Raw genomic sequence first — 19,341 nt, 5'->3', positions numbered from 1 at the left:
ATCGGTGTGAGTGGCGCGCAGGTGGCGAATGCGCCCCGCCACTGGCGCACTAGCGGTCTCGTGCGCAGATCATGCGCCGAAGTCTGACCCCGGACTCTGTTCCCGTACCGCCGGCCAATACGGTTCCGGCCTAGAAACACGAGCCTGGCGGCCCATCCCTGGCCAGAGGCGAGAAACCTCACCCGATGAGTACGAACCGCCCATCACAGGCTATTGTTGATCAAGTGCGTGACATGTCACGCCAAGCGTCGTAGATCGCATCGCTTCGCAACCAGCGCTTGCCGTATCCGCTCTTCTTACGGCGATCGATTTTGCCCATTGGCAATCTCGCCATTTCGTGCCCCGGCGCGGACCCGGAAGGTCCACAGACGGCTCGGGCACCACCTGATGCCCGAAAGGCACCGCAACACCTATGAGTTCTGCTGACATTTCTTTTGCCGCGCTCGGCGTGAGCGCACCGCTGGTGAAGGCGTTGACTCGCGCCGGGATCACCGAACCTTTTCCGATCCAGACCGACACCCTGCCTGATTCGCTGGCCGGACGCGACGTGCTGGGCCGTGGCCGGACCGGCAGCGGCAAGACGCTCGCCTTCGCCATCCCGATGGTCAACCGTCTCGGCGGCGGTCTCGCCGGTAGGCGCGCACCGAGCCGCCCGACCGGCCTGGTGCTGGCGCCGACTCGGGAATTGGCCACCCAGATCACGGCCGCGCTGGAACCCCTCGCCGCGGCCTATCGCATGACCGTCACCACGATTTTCGGTGGGGTCCCGCAGAACCGGCAGGTCCGGGCGCTGCGCGCCGGTGTCGACATTGTCGTCGCCTGCCCCGGCCGGCTCGAGGATCTGATGAACCAACGTCTGATCTCGCTGGATGCCGTCGAGGTCACCGTGATCGACGAGGCCGACCACATGGCCGATCTCGGGTTCCTGCCAGGCGTGACCCGCATTCTCGCGGCCACCCCGAATGACGGTCAGCGCCTGCTGTTCTCAGCCACCCTGGATAACGGCGTCAACAAGCTGGTCAGCCGCTTCCTGCCGGATGCCAAGCTGCATTCCGTCGATGAGGCGAACTCCCCGGTCGCCGCCATGACCCATCACGTTTTCGAAACCGCGAGCGTCGAAGCCAAGCGCGAGGTCGTACACCGGCTCGCCTCCGGCTCGGGTCGGCGAATCCTGTTCATGCGCACCAAACATCAGGCTCGCAAACTGGCCAAGCAGCTGACCCTCGCCGGAATTCCGGCCGTCGATCTGCACGGCAATCTCTCGCAGGGCGCCCGCGACCGCAACCTCGCGGTCTTCGCCGCCGGTGATGCCCTGGTGTTGGTGGCGACCGATGTGGCCGCGCGCGGCGTGCACGTCGACGGTGTCGAGCTGGTCGTGCACGTTGATCCGCCCGCCGAACACAAGGCGTACCTGCACCGTTCGGGCCGTACCGCGCGGGCTGGCAACTCCGGTGAAGTGATCACCCTGGTGCTGCCCGGCGAACGACGCGACCTGGCCGACATCATGCGCAAGGCCAAGATCACTGTGACCCCGCAACGGGTCACCGCCGATTCGCCCGTGGTGGCCGAACTCGTCGGCACGATTGCCCCATTCGTCGCGCCCTCCTACAGCGAGCGGGCGGCACGTGAAGACGACCGCCGCAGCAGCAGCGGACCGTACCGTAGCAGTGGCGGAGCGCGAAGGGGCAGCGGCGGACCGCGCCAAGGCAGCGGTCGTCGCAACGCGGCGCATGGTCAGTCGCGCGCCAAGCCGCGCGCTCACTCCGCGCGCGGAACGGCCGCATAAGGCCCGTTTTCGGTCGCTCCCCCAGACAAGCCCATGCCGAGATCGCCGAATCGCTGAGCATCGCCGGCCAACTGCCAGGCATCGAATGCTGGTGAACGTGGCTGATGACGCCGGTACTGACGGGCAACCCATCGAGTGCGAGGCAGTCGCGCCTGATGGGTTGCCGTGCGATTGCGTAGCCGGGAAATCTGCGGGCGTGGCCAAGAGGAACACGCCGGGACACGACACTTGGACCTTTCCGATCCAACCCGGCCATCTACCCCGCGCCCGGCCCCGCGGCTTCGACCGCGCGAACGGCCACCGATCCTCCCACACAGCGAATCCGACTCCGCCGCAACAACATCCAACACCGCCCCCAGCACACCACCGAACCGAGTGCCGTTGCAGTATTAGGCCGCCACCGCAACGGGTGGCCAATCCCGCGGTTCAACATTGGCAGGCTTCTGGCTTCGGCCGTGTCGGCACCGATGGTGGACGGGCAGCGCCACAGGTCGGGGTCTCGGCGGCACAGTCGCTGTCGAACGGGCCCGTGCTCGCAAGTACCCGTCTGCATCTTCTCGTCGCCGGCAGCGGCCTAAGCAGGCACACCGACACACGCTATTCGGCCAGCCCAGGCCAGAACAGCGCGGTATGCGGCATTTTCGTGCGTCCACAGGCAGTGAATTCCGACGTGTTCGGGACGGCTGGGGTTATCGGCTGAGATAATCTGATGGTGCGTATCGCCCGGCTGGTGTGGACGACGGTGTTGGCTCTGGCGGTGGTCGTATCTGTGAGTGGTCCGGTATCGGCCGATCCCGCCCCACCGGCTCAGCACGACGATTCGCCTGGATCACGGTTGCTGCTCGCGGTCGCGGGTTTGCCGCCGGTGCAGGCTCTTTTGCAGATCACCCGGCAGTTGTTCGGGCCCGACGGAACGTATCTGCCGTGGGCGTATCAGCTTGCGCCGCTACCGATTCCGCACACGCCGACGGTGAACGAATGCCCTTCCGGGCAGGTGTCGTGTGTCGATGAGGTCATCGCCGAGCTCGAGCGCCGTGCCGCGGTCATGCGAGCGACGTGTGACGACAACGCGCCGTTCCTGCTGACCTACCTGGACATCACGAAGGCCGAGCGCCACACGGCCGGCTCCGTCGGCGGATTCGCCGACCCGGCGTACCTGAACAACGAAGATGTCCACTTCGCGGATTACTACTTCCACGCGATCGACAACTACTACCACGGCCACCGAAACAGCGTTCCCGAAGCCTGGCAGTACAACTTCCGCACCTCCGATGCCCATTCGGTGACCGTGCTCGGCAGCGCGGTGCTGGCCTACAACGCGCATATCACACGCGACCTGCCCTATACGATCGCCGATTTGGGCGTCACCGCTCCCGACGGCGCCAGCCGCAAGCCCGATTCCGAGCGGGTCAGCGCCATGCTGACCGCCGCCGAGCCGCAGGTCCTCGAGAAACTGACCGCACTCTACGGCGATTCCGACCCCACACTGGCCGCCGGTCTGGGCGTGGAGCCGATGGTGTTCATGTCCGTCGGTCAGATGATGCAGATCTGGCGCGAATACGCGTGGCGCGCAGCCGAACAACTCCTCCTCGCCCCCACGCCCCAACAAAGGGGCCTGATCTCCGCACAGATCGAAGGGGTATCGAACCTGCTCGCCGAAATCGCCGCCAGACTGTTCGCACGCGACGATCCTCAACCGCACCTCGGGAACTGCCCACGCGCACCTGGCTAACGCAGCAGACCAGGCGTCGGATCCGTTGCGCGGGCCTGCTCGGGTACCCGGACCGCTTAGCGAGAACGACGCGTAATCGGCATTTGCTTGCGTTGGAAAGCAGTGCCAGCCAACGAATCTGGGCAGCTGGCCAATGCGCGGGGCGCGGCATTATCGCTCACTCAACCTTACTGAAGTCAGCCCAGCGGGGCGATCGGGTCGATGTAGTAGCCGCTGGTGCCCGCCACCGCGCTGGTGCCGTCGTGCATCAACTCCCCGACGACCAGCGCATGACGCATCGTCCCGGCGGTGTCGATGATGCGCGGCGTCTCGGGCCCGGGGGGCCGGCGCTGAGGAGGGTCCGGTGCGCAGGGGAAGCTTCGCGGGCTGAGCTCACCGTGGTTCTCGGCGTGCGCGGCGCCGTCGTTGCAGGCCGGGGTGTATACCGGCGGGAAGGTCGGCGTGCGCGGCGATGCGATGAAGCAGCGGAAGGAAAAGGGTTCGCTCGGCGTCCTCGAGTGGTGCGAGGATTTCCGATTCCAGTGCATCGGCCTCGGCCTGGACTGTCCCGAGTACCTCGCGCGCGTGATCGGTGAGGTGGACCGCGTGTGCGCGACGGTCGACCGGGTGCGGGCGCCGGGCCACCAGTGCGCGCTCCTCTAGCTCGTCGACCAATCCGACCATCGCGTTGCGGTGCACCCGCAGCAGATCAGCGAGTTCCTGCTGACTGCGCCCATCCGCAACCGCCAGGTTGCCCAGGACCGCGAAGTGGGCCGGATCCAGATCCAATCGCGCCAGCTGCTCGGTGAACCGGTACGCCACGTGATGACCGATCTGCGACAACAAGAAGACTGCGCGCGAGTCCAGCGGCTGGTTCACCATGACCTCACATTAGCAACTCAACAGGATTGCCACATAACAGTATTGACATCTAAGAATATTGTCTCTTACGGTGACAATATGACGATTATTCCAACCAACCCCGCCGTTCCCACCACCCCGACCGTCCCTGACACCGACGCCCCGGTCACAGTGATCAACACGATGTCGGTCCCCGCGGCACAGCGGGATCTGTTCCTGCAGCGCTGGCGCGATAGTGCCCAGTACATGGCGGCCGCGTCCGGTTTCCGCCGAACCCGGATGTTCCAGGCGGCCGGTGAGGCGGCCGAGGTGGTGTTCGTCAACGTCGGGGACTGGGACAGCGGCACCGCCTTGAGCAACGCCCTCGGCACGCCGGAATGGCGTGAGCTGACACTGCGGATGCAGGACGGCCTCGACCTCACCGCGCGGCCGATGATCTACCACCTCACCCTCGAGCTGACACCCGGCCAGATGCTGTCCCGCTGACCGCCGAACGCTGACTCGAAGATTCGACGCCCGGCCGACTCGCACGCGAGCGCAGGCGGCCGGGCATTACCCCTCTGCAGGGCCGAATGCCTTGTCGGACAACAGCTCACCGTTACAACGTCACTGGAGAACAATCATGTCGCGCAAGACCCTCAACACCGTCCTGGCCACCGCCGTCGTTCTGTTCACCTTCTACCTCGCGATCTCGTTCGTCCTGACCCCCGGGACCGCCGCCCAGGGCTTCGGCCTGCCGAACGTGCCCGCCGGCGACGGCGGCGGCTTCCTCATCGTGAAGGGCTGCCGCGAACTCGCGATGGGCCTGGGCACGGGCATCCTGCTGGTGACGGGCCAGCGCCACGCCCTGGGCTGGGTCCTGCTGATGACGGCCGTCGCCCCGGTCGGCGACATGATCAACGTCCTGGCCCACCACGGCTCCACGGCCACCGCGTTCGGCGTCCACGGCCTGACCTCGGCGCTGATCGCGGTCACGGGCCTGCTGATCCTCCGCGAAACCAGCAAGGCGCCCAAGGCCCAGCAGGTCGCCGCCCCGGCGCCCGCCGCGCAGCCCGCCTGACATCTGCACGTCCCGAACGACCGCACCATATTGCACGAACGAGGACTCGATGAAACAGCTCTACTGGGCCGCCGTTGGCTACACCGCACTGGGACTGCCGTCAGGCCTGTTCTACCGCGAACTCACCAAAGCCCACCAGTTCACCGGCAAGACCGAACTCGCCGTGGTCCACACCCACCTGCTGGCGTTGGGAACACTGTTCTTCCTGATCGTCCTGGTGCTCGAATACCAACTCGCCCTGTCGAACACCCGCGCCTATCGCTGGTTCTTCGCCCTCTACAACGCCGGTGTCCTCTGGATGGTGGCGTGCATGACCATCATCGGTGCCCGGACCGTCCTCGGGTACGGCGAATACAAGCCGCTGTCGCACCTGGCCGGCGGCGGTCACATCCTGCTGACGATCGGATTCGTGCTGTTCTTCCTCACCGTGCACCAGGCCATCACAGCCCGCCGAGAAGAGATGGCCCCCTCCTGACCTCCGGCATCACAGGTCCACCCGATACCGCACGCACACTGTGCTTTTCGTCATTGCCTAGGAGGGAACGAGCTCAACATGTCCATGTTGCACATCGGTCGATCCGAACCGTTCCTAGTCAGCGCCAACGAGGCCGAGGTCGTGCCACCGGCAGGCGGTCGGTTCCGCGTCACCCATATCGCGGTCCTCCGCGACGGTCGCCGGCCCTGGGCCGCCGATTCTGATCGACCGGTGGGTTCTCGACGGGCGCGGGCGGCACGACGCTCCGGACGCATCTCACGACGAGCCGTCCTTCATGCGAACCCGAAACGTCCTCATTCGGCATGTGCGTATGTCTGCTTGATGCCGGAAGCCCTCTGCGCGTTGATCTTCCGCCCCTTCGCGCTGGCCGATTCGGTCAGCGCGGGAAGCGGCATTACCGGATGTCCCGTCATGCGGAGTGCGGTGTGTACGGCTGCGCCGGGTCGACGCGCTGCCCGCGTTGGTTCATGCGCTGTTCAGTGAGGTTGATTCCGAATCCTATTGGGGATTGGGGTGTTGGTGAGGAAGATCGGCCAGGCGATTTCGGTGCGCCACTGGGCGGGGTCGGGGGTGTCGCGCTGGCCGGTGAGGTAGTACTCGCGGACGGGGCCGGGAACACCGAGGGCGTGGCGGGCGACGTAGGTGGCGAGGGCGCCGTAGGTGCGATCGACGCTGTCCGGGGAGCCGTAGTGGGTCATGATCGCCAGCTCAGCGGCGGGGACCATGGTCGGATGGACACGTCCCACGGGGTGGACGGTGCCGGTGCAGCGCACGAAGATGGTCGTCCGGCCGCGGTGGTCGGTGAATATCTCGTCGGCGTAGATCCCGCCGGCCGGACCGGTCGGGGGCAGGTGTTGGGCGATGAGGGTCGCATACAGTTCGCCGAGCGCGCCTTGTAGCCAGGTGACGCTGTCGGTGGCGTCGACGACCTCGGTGATCGCGGCCGCTGCGATGGCGGGAACGGCGCGCAACTCGACGGCGCTGTCGTCGGATGTGTTGTGCGTCAATAGATCACGCAGCTGATCGACGGCACGTTGGGTTCGGCCGAGTTGCTTCTGCAGGCGGTCCAGGTGTGCCACGATTCGCTCGTTGCGTGTGTGTGGATCGGGGGCCGCCACCACGGCCTGGATCTGTTCCAGCGGCATGTCGAGGTTTCGGAGGCGTCGCACGACCTGCGCGATGGCCAGTTGCTCGCTCGCGTAGCGGCGGTATCCGGTGTGTGGATCGATGTCGGCGGGGGTCAGGAGTCCGATCCGGTGATAGTGGCGCAGCGTTTTGACCGTCAGATGAGTGGCGCGGGAGAAGTCACCGATGGACATGTACGCGGTCATGATCGTCATTGTGCGGTCTCCCCTTGAGGGAGGGTCTTTCACGGTATTCGAGTTGACTCTGCGGCTGCGGTAACACCGAACGTGGTGACAGCGGCCCATCGGGACCGCGGAAAGGACACTGCCGCCATGACGAACATCACGACTGTCGCCGACCGCTACACGGCGGTCTGGAACGAATCCGACGCCCAGCTGCGCCGCCGGGCCGTTGCCGAGCTCTGGGCCCACGACGGTGTGGAGTATGTCGAGGGCGCCCGCTTCGATCGACTCGACGAGCTCGTCGCCCGAATCGCGCACGCCCACGCCGAATTCGTCGGCAGCGGCACCTACCGCGCAGCCCATGCCGGTGATCTCCGCCGCCACGGCGACGCCGTCTCGTTCACCATTCGGCTGATTACTTCCACTGTCGGCGAGATCGCCTGGGCCGCACGGGTGTTCCTGATCCTCGATGCCGAGGGCCGGATCCGGGAGGACTACCAGCTGACCATTCAGCCGCTGGCCGACCGATAACTTGCCGGTTCCACGTCACGAGATTTCCAGAGACAAGGAAGCCCACAATGCCCTACCTCCCAGCACCGGATGGGACCGACCTCTTCTACCGGGACTACGGTGTCGGTCAACCTATCGTTTTCGTGCACAGCATGCTGATGAGCAGCGATATGTGGCGGCATCAGATGCTGCACCTCACTGGATACGGCTACCGCGCCGTCGCCTACGACCGGCGTGGTCACGGACGATCCGACGACCCCGGGACCGGATACGACTTCGACACTCTCGCCGATGATCTGGCCGCGCTACTCGACCGGCTCGACCTCAATGACGTCACACTGGTCGGACATTCGATGGGCGGCGGGGAGGTGATCCGGTATTTGAGCCGTCACGGGGCGCGTCGGATTTCGCGGATCGCGCTGGTCGGTGCAACCGCACCCCATCTCGATGTCGATCCGATGCATGCGGCCGAACTGCTCAACCAGCTCCGCACCGGCTACGGACAGTGGGTCGCCGACAACGCCGCACTATCCTTCGGTGACGGTCTGCCCGGTTGTCACATTCCACAATCCGAGAAGGACGCCACCATCCGAGACTGGATGCAGGTTTCACTACATGCCGCAGTGGAATGCAGCCGAGTCAATTTGGTCGCCGACTTCCGAGGCGAGGCCAGCCGCATCACCATGCCAACACTCATCGTGCATGGCGACCACGATTCCTTCGCACCACTACCGACCTGCGGGCAACGCTCGGCCGAACTGATCCCCGACAGCACACTCATGATCTACGAGAACGCCTCCCACATGCTGCATCTGTCCCACCGCGAACAGCTCAACAACGACCTGCTCGCATTCCATCGGTCCTGACGCGGTGCCCGACCGCGCAGGTGGCGAATACTCGCTCCTCGGCATGATTGCGCGTCCACCCACGGCCCGCGGCGCCGGACCGACGCTGCCCGCACAGCTTCTGGTCATCCCTCGTCAGGATCAATATAGTTAATGGATGGAAGTAACTGATTCGGTGTGGCGGATCATCCGAGCACTGGACACTGTTACGCGCCTGCAGCGTCGTGCCGCCGCGGCAGGGCCGTACGGACAAGTCGCGTTGGGCCTGTTGAATTTGGCGGCGCAGGGCGCGGTCCGTCCGTCGGACGCGGCGGCCGAGCTGGGAGTTCCGGCTCAGTCGATCAGTCGCGCAGTGGGACAGTTGATTTCGGCCGGTCTCATCCGGCAAGTGGGTTCACGCACTGACGGCCGGTCATACAGCGTGGAAGCGACCGACGCCGGGACCGAGGCTCGTGCCCGGTTCCGCGCGGAACTCACCGAAAGTTTCAGCGCGCATCTGGACAGTTGGACACCGACCGAGATCACCGAGTTCACCACCCATCTGGAGCGGCTCGTCCGGTCGTTGTCAGCGGACGCTCGGGTGACCCGGGTGCGGCGGCCCGCGGGACCCAAGCCATGGCGGACAGCGACATGAACGGTGACGAGAACTTTTGCGACACGGAGGTACTCGTCGTCGGCGCCGGGCTCGCCGGTCTGGCTGTCGGCGCGTTCGCGGCCCTGCACGGCACCCAGGTGCTGGTGGCTGAACGGCACGCCGGGACGGCGCGGCATCCCAAAGCTCGGCTGGTCAACGCCCGTTCCATGGAGCTCTACACGGCGCTGGGTGTGCTCGAGCAGGTGCGCGCGGCCGGTGAGGAGCAAGGTGGGTTCGCGGTCGCCGAGCGCCTGGTGGATGAGCACACGGCGTGGATTCCGCCTGCGGAGCCCACCTCGGAAGCCACCGATCTCGCTCCGGTGCAACAGTATTCGTGCGACCAGCAGCGTCTGGAGCCGATCCTGTATCGCCGCGCTGTCGAACTCGGCGCGAGGGTCTCGTTCGAGACAACCGTCGCCGATCTCGTCGAGACGAGGGACGCCGTCACCGCGCGGCTGGTTCGGCCTGACGGCACGTCTCGGCGCGTTCGTGCCCGCTACGTCGTCGCGGCCGATGGTGCGCGCAGTTCGATACGTGGCCTGCGCGGCATCGGGTGGCGTGGCGAGCCCGTGCCCGGCACCGCCGTGAGCGCGCTGTTTCGCGCCGACCTCGAACCCGCGCTACGCGGACGCCGCGCGGACGCCATCTTCCTCCGGAGCGCGGAATCGTTCCTGTTCGCGCGCGGCGACGCCGACCAGCGGCGCTGGCAGCTCGGCACCTACCTCCGCCCCGATTGGGATCCGGACGACACGGCGACGCTACGACGACGGCTGACGACGATTCTCCGCGCCGCAACGGGTCTCGACGAACTACGACCCGAGATCGAGGACGTCCTCACCTGGACCGCCGGTGCCTACCTCGCCGATCGCTACCGCGACGGCCGCGTTTTGCTGCTAGGCGACGCAGCGCACACCATGCCGCAATACGGCGGCCTCGGCGGTAACACCGCCGTGCAGGACGCGCACAACCTGGCCTGGAAGCTCGCGGCGGTGTGCCGTGGCGACGCGCCCGCCTGCCTCCTGGACACCTACGAACGGGAGCGGCGGCCCCTCGGCGCTCTGACCATCGCCCAAGCCGTGCTGCGCGCCGGGAAGGTGCCCGGCCACCCCGATCCGCCGGGCCAGATCGATACCGCCACTTTGACACTCGGCTTCCGATACCCGCAGAACGGCTCACCGGACATCGCCCCGGACGCGCTGGTCGAAAACCCCGCGACGCCCAGCGGCGATCCGGGCACCCGGGCGCCACACATCGCACTGTGTGACGGCGGGAGCGTGCTCGCTCTGCTGGATCCCACCAGCTTCACCTTCATCCATGACACTCATCACCCGCCACCTGGGCCGGTGGCCGGAATCACCGACCGCACAATCCTCCTCGACAACGTCGCGATGGCCCACCGCGCTCGCTTCACCGCCGCCTATCGGGTAGGTGCACTGATCCGCCCAGACGGCGTTATCGCCTGGCGCACAACCGTTCCCGCCAGCACCGACGACCTGCGCGCAGCCGTGGACGACGCCTGGCACCGGCACTGTGAGGCCCGCTAGGCCGAGAATGGTCGGGTGAGGGCCAGTTTCCTCAGATTGGCACAAGCTCACGTGTGACTTGCGCGCTCGACGGGTGTCCGGGAGTCAGTGAGCGCTTCGAAAACTTCGGTGTCCAACAAGCCGGTCGTCCGATTGGCACCCGCGCGGCGACGCACGATATTCGGCATTATGGGATGTTCGGCCGCAGCAGCCATGATCAGACCGCGCGGCAAATCTGGAATATGTTCCCGCGGCGGATCACCTGCCTTCGGTGGTCCCATGACTAGCAACGTGGTGGTTCCAAAGAGGGGGCAAATGCCACGGTTTCTCATGCGGTTGGCTCTATGGGGAGATCGAGCGCGAGCTGTTCGGAGTCTCATCGCGGGAGTTGGTCGGGGCGGTCATGACCGTCCGGCCGGACTCGCGGTCTACAACGAACGAAAGCCGCAGTCGTTCAGGTCGGTTCGAGCCCAAACGCGAACGTGGTTGCGTTCATACGCTGGCTCGTGCACGCGACCGACGAGTTACCACCACGGCTGGCGGAAACGAACCACCTCATGAGGCAGCAGAGCTAGGTCGCCGCGTTCTCAACGCCGACAATCCCTGGCAGCTCGTTGAGGTCACGAATTCTCCAATCGGAGAGTTCCGTGACCTCTTCTGTTTCGCGATGGATCCACCCCACGGACCGCGCTGTATATATGCAGTCCGCATCCCGACTCGCTTTGCTGGTGCTACGTCGTTGTCAATCCGATCCCCCACATAGACAATTTCAGCCGCGGCGCAGCCCGCCGCCTCGACTACCTTGTGGAAGAACTCGGGGGCAGGCTTCTGGATTCCCCAATCATCTGACGTGGCAATGAAATCGGTCGGCAGATCCAGCCCGCGCAGCAGACCTCCGGCGCGGACTGTCTGATTACCGACGACTCCGACCCACACGCCCATCTCGCGGAGCTTCGACAGTGCGGGCCTCACGTCGGGATACAGGTCGTCTTCTCCGAACCACTCGGGCTGGCCAGCATCAGCCCGAGCCTGCCGCTCGAGGTCGAGATCGAACCCAGGCCGAAACACCTGGAAGGTCTCGCGGTAGTCGAGGCCCGACGCAATGACGGCACCGAAAACTGCAGCGAACGTGTGCCGCGGCACCCCCAACCAGTCAGCCCAAGTTCCATATTCCCGGGTCTCGTCGACCAGCGTTTCGCCCACATCGAAGACCACAGCACCGATCACGTCTCTACCCGTTCCTTCCATCGAGTTCGAACTCCCAGGATCTCATCAATCCCGACGTATGGTCCTGCCCGCCCCCGTCCTCGAGCGGCCGGGTGACCACTTACCGGAGCGATGGGCGGCCTCCATGGTCCGCGCGCCTGCGGCCAACAGTTCCGGCGCAGCCTCGGTTACAGAACGCGAGACGATGTGGTCTGGTCCATAGCGCTCGCACACTTCGGCGAGGCGGCTTGAAATATCGGTGGTATCGCCAGTCGGCGTGGTGGTCATGTCAGCCCACCAAAGGGCATCGCGAAGCGGACCGCACTCATCCGGCCACGGCAAGGGAACCTTGCGGTTCCGCGCCTCGACTCGTGCGCATGAGTGATTTGCGACGAGCGCGCACAGCCGGGGCGGCGCCCCCTGGTCCCGAAGAAACTCCGCACCGTCAACAGGATGAAACCCTGTGCGCACCAACTGCGGCGAATAACCGACATCGTGCAGCCAAGCGGCGGCGATAAGAAGGTCGCCATCATCGACCAAGCCTGCAACAAGCTCAGCACGACGCGCGACGCCCGCGACATGCGCGAGTCGGGTGGGGAGGTCGCTCAGCAGTTCTTGCGCGGTCCGTTCGGCCCATTCCAGAAGCTCTCCAGCCATGTCGCCACCGTAGCCGCTCTCAGGGCGACGGCCCGGCGTCAAACCCAACTCGCACCCGCCGCTGTACGGGTATCTCACAGCTTGTCCCCGAGACGTGCTCGGCGGTGGGCTGCTTTTGCGCGTTCGTCGGCAACGGACTTGCCGTATCGATCGAGCATCTGCCTCGAGCGCCATCCGGCCAGCATCATGAGGTCCTGCTCCTGGCCACCGTTGGCGAGCCAGTTGTGGGCGAACCAGTGGCGCAACATGTGCGGGTGAATGTGGTCGATGCCCGCGGCCTCGGCGCGGCGTTCCAGCATCTGCCGTATGCCGTGGTCGGTCATCGGCCCCTGCCGACCGAGCCACAGACGGTCGCTCTTCTTCGCGAACGGATGTTGGTTGCGGGCACGGAGGTACCGGCGCAGCGCGATGCGCGTTTTGTCGCCGAACGGTGACGATCGTGGCCGGCCGCCCTTGCCGACGACCAGCGCGCTGTCTTCCTCGAAGTCGAGATCGTCCAGGCCGAGGTTCGCAACCTCGCCGCAGCGACACCCGGTGTCCGCGAACAGACGGATGATCGCGTTGTCCCGCCGTGAATCGAAGTCGGTTCCGGCGCACTGGTCGAGCAGGGCGCGCAGGGATTCGAGACTCGGTACCGGCACGAGCTTGTCCGGAGCGTCCGGCAGACTCAGCTTGTCGAACGGGTTGGAGTCGATGATCTCCTCGGCCACAAGGTATTTGAAGAACTGCTGAAGGCTCCGATACTGGCTGCGCGCGTACTGCGGGGACAGCGGCTCACCGGTGCGGCGGTTCGTCCTCGACAGCAGCGTCTCGATGTAGCCGCCGATGTGGTCACGGGTGATCTCGGGTGCGTCCGTCGGCAGAGCTTCGGAGATCAGGTAATCGGCGAAGTAGCCGATGTGGACCAGGTAGACGTCGATCGTCTTCTTGGCGCGGTTCTTGCGCCGCAGCTCGGTCGCGAAGTCGTCGCGCAACTCGCGGATGTCGTCGAGCGAAACGGTCCCCATACCGCCCGATGCTACCGCAATAATCTATTCGTGGAAGAGCGCTGTTCTAGATCGAAACCTCTCGTGAAAAACAAAAACCCCCTGCTCAGAGGGGATTTGTGGGGCGGGCGGGGCTCGAACCCGCGACCAATGGATTATGAGTCCACGGCTCTAACCGACTGAGCTACCGCCCCTTGTGTGGTGGATATCGATAGCGTTGGGGATGGTACCGGGTGGGGTGGGGTGGGCACCACTCGGATAGGGGTGGCGTGGTGACCTGGTGGTGAGGGTGGGGGTGGTTAGGGTGGGGTGTAAACCGGGAACAGGCTGGAGGGTGGGCTGTGGCTAGTGTGTTTGCGAATGTGCTGAAGGTGCATCAGTGGGTTTATGAGAACAGTGGCGGGGTGGTGGGGCATCGGGTGCTGTTCGGGAATCCGACGTTGTTGTTGCGGACGGTGGGGCGGAAGACGGGGCAGGGGCGGACTTCCGCGCTGACGTATGGGCGGGATGGGGCGGATTATTTGGTGACCGCGTCGAATGGTGGGTCGCCGCGGCCACCGGGGTGGTTGGCGAATGTGAAGGCCAAGCCGGAGTGTGAGATTCAGGTCGGCCGGCGCAAGATAGCGGTGATCGCGCGGGCGACGCTGCCCGACGATCCAGATTATGCGCGGCGCTGGGCGATTGTCGACAAGGTCAATCGGGGACGTTACAGCGCGTACCAGAAGATGACCAAGCGGCCGATCGCGGTGGTGGTGTTGACTCCGGTCGGGTGAGTTCAGTCGGCTTCCCAACCGTCGTAGTCGTCGTCGACATCACCACGGTCCCAACCGGTCTCGCTGCGCGGCGGGCGGCTGGCCCACTGCACGCTGAGAGCGACGAGACCGAGCACTGCGAGGACGACGACTACGACAATCAGCGTTTGCACGCGGGCACCCTAGCGCCCCGAAGGGGTTACTTGCACGTACGTGAGACAAGTTGTCACGGAAGGCCGTTCAGACCGTAAGAACTGTGCGTCCTGTGGCGGTTCGCGATTCTATTGCCACATGCGCGCGATCGGCTTGCTCGAGCGGGAAGGATTGGCCGATAACGACTTCCAGCCGTCCGGCCGCTGCCTCGGCCAGTGAACGGGCGGTCAGGGCGAGCCAATCGATATCGCCTTTCCCGGTCAGATCGAACAGTCCGAGCGCGTCGATTCCGCGTGCTGCCACCGCTTCTCGATCAAAGTCGGCGAATTGTCCTGCGGCAGCACCATATCCGATGAAGCGACCGCCGTCGGCTGCGGCTTCGATGGCGCCCGCACCCAATTCGCCACCCGCACCGTCCAATACAACGTTCGCACCGGGCCCACCGGTCGCGGCACGCGCCTTCGTCGACCAGCCGGACTCGGAGTAGTCGATGACAGCATTCGCGCCGAGACGCGCCGCGAGCTCCAGCTTGGCGCTGCCACGTGCCGCGGCCACTACATTCGCTCCGGCCGTGCGGGCCAGCTGAATCAGCAAGGTGCCCAATCCCCCACCCGCCGCGGTGATGAGCACCCATTCACCGGGCTGGATCGCGGCTCGATCGAAGATGGCCAACGCGGTCTTGCCGTCGTGGGCGAGTGCTACCGCCGCCGACATGCTCAGTCCTTCGGGTACGGTGACCAGGGTTTCGGCCTTGGCGAGTGCCTGCTCCGCGTAGCCGCCGATCGGCTGGCCGCCGCCGATGCCGCTGGCGGCGGTGTCGGTGACAACGCGTTTGCCGATCCAGCTCGGGTCGACGTCCGGACCGACCGAGGTGATTACCCCGGCGACCGCACCACCCGGCACATACGGCGGTTCGAGCGGGAAAAACTCGGTGCCCCAACCACTTCGAAGCTGGACATCGAGGAACATGACGTCGGCGGCCGCGACGTCGACGACCACCTGTCCCGGCTCGGCAACCGGCTCCGGCACTTCACGCACCAAAAGAACCTCGGGCCCACCGAATTCCGCAGCGTGCACAGCGCGCATGACAACCTCCATCAATTCCTGAATCGATCCGACGTGGACCAGCCTGGAACCTGAAGCAGGATTGAGGTCAAGCCCAGGGCGGCGATTACGCTCAGCGCAGAACTTGGAATAGAAGCGACCTCAGATCCCAACACGCCCGCCGGGCACCCACTCGCACTGCGTCCAGATAGCTTCTGCCGTATCGCGCCCTGGTTCGGAGGGTCCGTCGAACGCAGTCGAATGGCGGTCACCCACGCCGCATTCGACCGCCGAATCACTACGCTCGGCGAGCCGCCGGAGCGGGTGGCGCAGCAAAGGCGAGGCACTAGAAGCCAAGGGGAGCACGATGCAGTGGAACCAGCGGGTCAGGAACCGATGCCACGACAGCTGCTGCCACCACCACAACCGCCTCTGCAGCTACCGCTGATACGGCCGCTACCGCTGCCGGCGCTACGACCCCGCTACCGCTGCCGGCGCTACGACCCCGCTGCTGCTGCCGGCGCTGCTACCGCCACAACGCCCCGGCCGTTGGTACCACCGCCGCCACTGATACCGCCCCCGCCGCAACGCCGCCGCCACTGATACTGCCCCGCCACAACCACTACTGCCTCCCCTGCAACCGCCCGGACCCTCGAGTCGTTGCTGCCCGAATCTCCTACATCCCACGACGAACTAGGCCCGCCGACCCACGCGAACCCGCGGCGCGGCGTCCGACTCGGCAGGAGGACACCAGCAGCACGAACCCAGCGGTCCCCCACGATGAGGTAATCAGCAAGTCCAACAGCAGAGCCAGAATTCAGGACCCGCCACCAGCACAGCTACTCCAGCCCCTGCCACAGCCGCCACTGATACTGCCCCGCCACAACCACTATCGCCCTCCCCCGCAACCGCCCGAGCCATTGCTGCCCGAACCTCCCACATCCCACGACGAAGAACTGGCGAACCCGCGGCGCGGCGTCCGACTCGGCAGGAGGACACCAGCAGCACGAACCCGGCGATCCCGCCCATCAGCGAGAGCAACAGCAGAGCCAGGATTCAGGACCCGCCACCGCCACAGCTACTCCCGCCACCGCCGCAACTACTACTGCTCCCGCCACCACAGCTGCTCCCACCACCACAGCTACTTCCGCCACCCCCACAACTGCTGCCGCCGTGGTCATGTCCATGTCCGTGGTGGCCATGCCCATGGCTTCCACCACTGCCCGGATCGAACCCCGCTCCTGACTCGAACCCCGCGGCCCCATAAACCCACGGTGATTCACTGGAACCCCCGTACCCCGCCCGCCCGGGCGGCAACGGCCTGCGGGTCGCCCGCGTGATCAGATACGCGACCAATGCCGCAATGCCGCCGCCGACCACAAGGATGACCAGGAGTACAACGAAGAAAACCGCCATTACGAAATGGTATAGGCCCTCTCCCGCACACTGAACCCATGAAAAGCAACGGCTCGCCGAACAGTCACCCATTAGCCGTAGAGTGAATCGTGGCTTTCTTACGAAACCGTCCCGACCGCCGAATCGACCTGAGCGATGTCGACCGGGTAGTGGCCGCACTCGAATTTCCGGACGCGGTTTTCAAAACCAGCCCGTGGCAGCCGCGGGAACTGGTGGAAACCGGGCTGCGGCAGTGGCTGCGCTGTTGCGGCGCGGCCATGCGCGACGGTCAGGTTATCGGCATGCCCTCCCATGCGGTGGACGAGGCCTGGCACGGATTCATTCTGTGCACGCAGATGTATGCCGCATTCTGTGCCGCGGCATACGGCCGGTTTCTCCATCACTTCCCGGAAGGCGTTGCGACGAAAGGTGTTTCGCACGGATCCATGGGCGAACAACTCGGCCGCACGGTAGTCGCGTGGTCGATGGTCGCAAAGCCCGGCGAGCGGTGCGTGCTCTGGGATCTCGACAGCAAGGTAGGCGTCGAACACCCCTGGGGCATCGGTGTCGAGCGAGTTGCGGCCATCGAGGCCGAACTCGCGGGCACACGTCAGGCGCTCAGGTGAGCTTCACCCGCGCGGCGAAGAACCGCACCACCGCCGGGGCGAACTTGTTGAACTGGTACTGCAGCCGCGCCTCCGGGGTGACCGGCACGATGCTGCGATTCCGTTCGACCGCACGCACGATCTGCGCCGCCACCTTCTCCGGCCCGTAACGTCGTGCCTGGTACAGCTTGTCGTACCGCTCCTGTTTGCGCTGCTCCTCCTCCGCGCTGACCCCCGAAAACCTTGTCGTGGCAACGATATTGGTGTGCACGATGCCGGGGCAGATGGTGTGCACGGAAATGCCGCGCCCGGCCAGTTCCGCACGCAGGCAGTCGGAGAACATGAATACCGCCGACTTACTGGTGGAGTATGCGCTGAACCCCTGCTGCGGACTATAGGCCGCCATGCTGGACAGGTTGACGATATGCCCGCCGAGTCCGCGCTCGGCCATCGCCGAACCGAAGGCGCGGCACCCGTTGACCACGCCGCCGAGATTGATCCGCATGACCCGATCGAACTCGGCCGACGGCGTATCCAAGAACCCACCGGCCTGGCCGATTCCGGCATTGTTGATCAGAATGTCGGGCACACCGTGCGCGGCGAGAACATCGACCGCGTGCAGGTGCACCGCTTCCTCGTCGGAGACATCGAGCTGATAGGCATGCGCCACACCGCCTTCGGCGGCGATCAGCTCGCGCGTCTGCTTGGCCGCATCCAGATTGATGTCCGACAGCACGATTTCCGCACCGAGCCGGGCGAATTCCAGGCCCGTCTCGCGACCGATACCGCTGCCGCCGCCGGTGATCACCACGAGCTGATCCTCGAACGGCTTTCGGCCGCTCCCGATTTCGGCACGACGCAGGCCGCGCGGCGCCACACCGCCGTTGACCGCGTCGATGAGCTCGGTGGTCGCGGTGGCGAGCAATTCGGGATGGGAGAACGGCATCCAATGTCCGGCGGGCACATCGCGGCGCCACAGCCGCGAAACCCATTTGCGCGCATCGTCATAGCCTGCGGGCCGCACCGCGACATCGCGGCCGGCGACGATCAACTGCACCGGCACGTCGGTGCGGCGCTCGCGCGGGGCGAGCATCCGCGGCAGGATATTGGCACGGTAGATGAGCAGGCCCGCCACGGCGTCACGACGGAACGTCGGGCCGAGAACGATATTCGACGGCGCGGTGTCGTTCATGATCGAAACGATGCGCTGCCAACGCTTTTCGTGCGCGACAACCCGGAACACCTGACTGAGCCCGGGCGTCATGGAGAAGACCGTGTAGCCCGACGACAGCGCCTGGGTGAGCGGCTGCCACAGATTGCGCGGCGTCGGCCGGGACAGCCTGGCGCGCACCCATTTCGCGAGATGATCCAGGTTCGGTCCGGAGACCGAGGTGAACGAGGCGACCCGCTCAGCCGCGTGCGGTTCGCACACCGCCTCCCACACCTGGACCGAACCCCAGTCGTGCGCGAGGACGTGCACCGGTTGATCCGGGCTCACCGCGTCGGCGACGGCGAAGAAGTCACCGGCCAGCGCATCCAGGCGGAAGTCTTGGGCGCGGCGGGTGGGGGTGGACTCGCCGTGGCCGCGGGTGTCGTAGGTGACGACGTGGAAGCGCTCGGTCAGCAGCGGCACCACCGCATTCCAGAGATAGTGAGTATCCGGCCAACCATGCACCAGCACAATGGTTTCCGCGCTCGGATCGCCGTATTCGAAGACGGCGATATCGAATTCGCCGCTGCGTACGATCCGCCGCGTCGCGGCCGAGTCCAGGTCGGTCGTCGTCATTGAAGTAACTCCTCGAGGTTCCTA

Annotated in this window: 19 protein-coding genes and 1 tRNA gene; 11 read left to right on the top strand and 9 right to left on the bottom strand. The window is 65.6% G+C overall.

Features of this window, described 5'->3' with window-relative positions; all coding sequences use genetic code 11:
- The first annotated feature begins 412 nt into the window (after nt 1-412).
- Entirely contained in the window at nt 413-1,786 is a 1,374-nt protein-coding gene (locus ACIBI6_RS11395) for a DEAD/DEAH box helicase (protein WP_327096571.1), read from the top strand.
- A gap of 709 nt (nt 1,787-2,495) precedes the next feature.
- Nucleotides 2,496-3,518 carry a DUF5995 family protein gene (locus tag ACIBI6_RS11390; protein WP_396955951.1) on the top strand — a complete coding sequence of 341 codons (1,023 nt, stop codon included), beginning with the start codon at nt 2,496-2,498 and terminating at the stop codon, nt 3,516-3,518.
- Nucleotides 3,519-3,890: 372 nt separating this feature from the next.
- On the opposite strand, the gene ACIBI6_RS11385 is transcribed toward ACIBI6_RS11390, so the two are convergent.
- The gene (locus ACIBI6_RS11385; RefSeq protein ID WP_396955950.1) at nt 3,891-4,379 is read right to left on the bottom strand and encodes a MarR family winged helix-turn-helix transcriptional regulator; all 489 of its coding nucleotides are present in this window, start codon (nt 4,377-4,379) and stop codon (nt 3,891-3,893) included.
- 78 nt (nt 4,380-4,457) lie between these two features.
- Here ACIBI6_RS11385 and ACIBI6_RS11380 point away from each other — a divergent pair, with 78 nt between their 5' ends.
- The 3 genes from ACIBI6_RS11380 (at nt 4,458) to ACIBI6_RS11370 (ending at nt 5,893) form a co-directional block, all read left to right on the top strand.
- Complete coding sequence (locus ACIBI6_RS11380) at nt 4,458-4,844, top strand: antibiotic biosynthesis monooxygenase family protein (protein ID WP_396955949.1); 387 nt, start codon at nt 4,458-4,460, stop codon at nt 4,842-4,844.
- A gap of 136 nt (nt 4,845-4,980) precedes the next feature.
- Complete coding sequence (locus tag ACIBI6_RS11375; protein WP_396955948.1) at nt 4,981-5,418, top strand: DUF4267 domain-containing protein; 438 nt, start codon at nt 4,981-4,983, stop codon at nt 5,416-5,418.
- 49 nt (nt 5,419-5,467) lie between these two features.
- Nucleotides 5,468-5,893, top strand: coding sequence for a DUF2871 domain-containing protein (locus tag ACIBI6_RS11370; RefSeq protein WP_329409242.1), 426 nt, complete (start codon nt 5,468-5,470; stop codon nt 5,891-5,893).
- A gap of 497 nt (nt 5,894-6,390) precedes the next feature.
- On the opposite strand, the gene ACIBI6_RS11365 is transcribed toward ACIBI6_RS11370, so the two are convergent.
- Nucleotides 6,391-7,245 carry a MerR family transcriptional regulator gene (locus tag ACIBI6_RS11365; RefSeq protein ID WP_396955946.1) on the bottom strand — a complete coding sequence of 285 codons (855 nt, stop codon included), beginning with the start codon at nt 7,243-7,245 and terminating at the stop codon, nt 6,391-6,393.
- Nucleotides 7,246-7,371: 126 nt separating this feature from the next.
- Between ACIBI6_RS11365 and ACIBI6_RS11360 the strand changes: the two genes are divergently transcribed.
- The 4 genes from ACIBI6_RS11360 (at nt 7,372) to ACIBI6_RS11345 (ending at nt 10,754) form a co-directional block, all read left to right on the top strand.
- Complete coding sequence (locus ACIBI6_RS11360) at nt 7,372-7,752, top strand: hypothetical protein (RefSeq protein WP_396955945.1); 381 nt, start codon at nt 7,372-7,374, stop codon at nt 7,750-7,752.
- A 47-nt stretch (nt 7,753-7,799) separates the two neighbouring features.
- Nucleotides 7,800-8,597, top strand: coding sequence for an alpha/beta fold hydrolase (locus tag ACIBI6_RS11355; RefSeq protein ID WP_396955944.1), 798 nt, complete (start codon nt 7,800-7,802; stop codon nt 8,595-8,597).
- Between the two features lie 136 nt (nt 8,598-8,733).
- Complete coding sequence (locus ACIBI6_RS11350) at nt 8,734-9,210, top strand: MarR family winged helix-turn-helix transcriptional regulator (RefSeq protein ID WP_396955943.1); 477 nt, start codon at nt 8,734-8,736, stop codon at nt 9,208-9,210.
- Complete coding sequence (locus ACIBI6_RS11345; RefSeq protein WP_396955942.1) at nt 9,192-10,754, top strand: FAD-dependent monooxygenase; 1,563 nt, start codon at nt 9,192-9,194, stop codon at nt 10,752-10,754. The genes ACIBI6_RS11350 and ACIBI6_RS11345 overlap by 19 nt, the downstream gene beginning before the upstream one ends.
- A gap of 534 nt (nt 10,755-11,288) precedes the next feature.
- Here the strand turns inward: ACIBI6_RS11345 and ACIBI6_RS11340 are convergent.
- From ACIBI6_RS11340 to ACIBI6_RS11325, 4 genes are all read right to left on the bottom strand, one after another.
- The gene (locus tag ACIBI6_RS11340; RefSeq protein ID WP_396955941.1) at nt 11,289-11,960 is read right to left on the bottom strand and encodes an HAD family hydrolase; all 672 of its coding nucleotides are present in this window, start codon (nt 11,958-11,960) and stop codon (nt 11,289-11,291) included.
- A gap of 45 nt (nt 11,961-12,005) precedes the next feature.
- Nucleotides 12,006-12,596, bottom strand: a complete 591-nt coding sequence (locus ACIBI6_RS11335; protein ID WP_396955940.1) for an HD domain-containing protein — start codon at nt 12,594-12,596, stop codon at nt 12,006-12,008.
- Nucleotides 12,597-12,670: 74 nt separating this feature from the next.
- Entirely contained in the window at nt 12,671-13,603 is a 933-nt protein-coding gene (locus tag ACIBI6_RS11330) for a tyrosine-type recombinase/integrase (RefSeq protein ID WP_396955939.1), read from the bottom strand.
- A 99-nt stretch (nt 13,604-13,702) separates the two neighbouring features.
- Nucleotides 13,703-13,776 (bottom strand) — tRNA-Ile (locus ACIBI6_RS11325).
- 147 nt (nt 13,777-13,923) lie between these two features.
- On the opposite strand from ACIBI6_RS11325, the gene ACIBI6_RS11320 reads away from it, so the two are divergent.
- Nucleotides 13,924-14,355 carry a nitroreductase family deazaflavin-dependent oxidoreductase gene (locus ACIBI6_RS11320; RefSeq protein WP_364339615.1) on the top strand — a complete coding sequence of 144 codons (432 nt, stop codon included), beginning with the start codon at nt 13,924-13,926 and terminating at the stop codon, nt 14,353-14,355.
- A gap of 2 nt (nt 14,356-14,357) precedes the next feature.
- Here the strand turns inward: ACIBI6_RS11320 and ACIBI6_RS11315 are convergent, their stop codons facing one another.
- Together ACIBI6_RS11315 and ACIBI6_RS11310 are read right to left on the bottom strand one after the other, a co-directional pair.
- On the bottom strand, nt 14,358-14,507 hold the full coding sequence (locus ACIBI6_RS11315) for a hypothetical protein (RefSeq protein ID WP_364339613.1): 150 nt from the start codon (nt 14,505-14,507) through the stop codon (nt 14,358-14,360).
- 67 nt (nt 14,508-14,574) lie between these two features.
- On the bottom strand, nt 14,575-15,573 hold the full coding sequence (locus ACIBI6_RS11310; protein ID WP_396955938.1) for a zinc-binding dehydrogenase: 999 nt from the start codon (nt 15,571-15,573) through the stop codon (nt 14,575-14,577).
- Nucleotides 15,574-17,036: 1,463 nt separating this feature from the next.
- Here ACIBI6_RS11310 and ACIBI6_RS11305 point away from each other — a divergent pair.
- On the top strand, nt 17,037-17,552 hold the full coding sequence (locus tag ACIBI6_RS11305) for a hypothetical protein (RefSeq protein WP_364339609.1): 516 nt from the start codon (nt 17,037-17,039) through the stop codon (nt 17,550-17,552).
- On the opposite strand, the gene ACIBI6_RS11300 is transcribed toward ACIBI6_RS11305, so the two are convergent.
- Nucleotides 17,545-19,317 carry an SDR family oxidoreductase gene (locus tag ACIBI6_RS11300; RefSeq protein WP_396955937.1) on the bottom strand — a complete coding sequence of 591 codons (1,773 nt, stop codon included), beginning with the start codon at nt 19,315-19,317 and terminating at the stop codon, nt 17,545-17,547. The genes ACIBI6_RS11305 and ACIBI6_RS11300 overlap by 8 nt on opposite strands.
- Nucleotides 19,318-19,341 lie beyond the last annotated feature (24 nt).

The organism is Nocardia sp. NPDC050412 (genome assembly GCF_044458825.1).
Classification (GTDB): Bacteria; Actinomycetota; Actinomycetes; order Mycobacteriales; family Mycobacteriaceae; genus Nocardia.
The sequence above is the reverse complement of the archived record's forward strand: the minus strand, read 5'-3'. Positions and strand labels throughout refer to the sequence as shown.

Excerpts from the sequence above, each read along its gene's own strand:
- ACIBI6_RS11395 (WP_327096571.1), top strand. The coding sequence starts at position 413 with ATGAGTTCTGCTGACATTTCTTTTGCCGCGCTCGGCGTGAGCGCACCG.
- ACIBI6_RS11390 (WP_396955951.1), top strand. The coding sequence starts at position 2,496 with ATGGTGCGTATCGCCCGGCTGGTGTGGACGACGGTGTTGGCTCTGGCG.
- ACIBI6_RS11385 (WP_396955950.1), bottom strand. The coding sequence starts at position 4,379 with ATGGTGAACCAGCCGCTGGACTCGCGCGCAGTCTTCTTGTTGTCGCAG.
- ACIBI6_RS11380 (WP_396955949.1), top strand. The coding sequence starts at position 4,458 with ATGACGATTATTCCAACCAACCCCGCCGTTCCCACCACCCCGACCGTC.
- ACIBI6_RS11375 (WP_396955948.1), top strand. The coding sequence starts at position 4,981 with ATGTCGCGCAAGACCCTCAACACCGTCCTGGCCACCGCCGTCGTTCTG.
- ACIBI6_RS11370 (WP_329409242.1), top strand. The coding sequence starts at position 5,468 with ATGAAACAGCTCTACTGGGCCGCCGTTGGCTACACCGCACTGGGACTG.
- ACIBI6_RS11365 (WP_396955946.1), bottom strand. The coding sequence starts at position 7,245 with ATGACCGCGTACATGTCCATCGGTGACTTCTCCCGCGCCACTCATCTG.
- ACIBI6_RS11360 (WP_396955945.1), top strand. The coding sequence starts at position 7,372 with ATGACGAACATCACGACTGTCGCCGACCGCTACACGGCGGTCTGGAAC.
- ACIBI6_RS11355 (WP_396955944.1), top strand. The coding sequence starts at position 7,800 with ATGCCCTACCTCCCAGCACCGGATGGGACCGACCTCTTCTACCGGGAC.
- ACIBI6_RS11350 (WP_396955943.1), top strand. The coding sequence starts at position 8,734 with ATGGAAGTAACTGATTCGGTGTGGCGGATCATCCGAGCACTGGACACT.
- ACIBI6_RS11345 (WP_396955942.1), top strand. The coding sequence starts at position 9,192 with ATGGCGGACAGCGACATGAACGGTGACGAGAACTTTTGCGACACGGAG.
- ACIBI6_RS11335 (WP_396955940.1), bottom strand. The coding sequence starts at position 12,596 with ATGGCTGGAGAGCTTCTGGAATGGGCCGAACGGACCGCGCAAGAACTG.
- ACIBI6_RS11330 (WP_396955939.1), bottom strand. The coding sequence starts at position 13,603 with ATGGGGACCGTTTCGCTCGACGACATCCGCGAGTTGCGCGACGACTTC.
- ACIBI6_RS11310 (WP_396955938.1), bottom strand. The coding sequence starts at position 15,573 with ATGCGCGCTGTGCACGCTGCGGAATTCGGTGGGCCCGAGGTTCTTTTG.
- ACIBI6_RS11300 (WP_396955937.1), bottom strand. The coding sequence starts at position 19,317 with ATGACGACGACCGACCTGGACTCGGCCGCGACGCGGCGGATCGTACGC.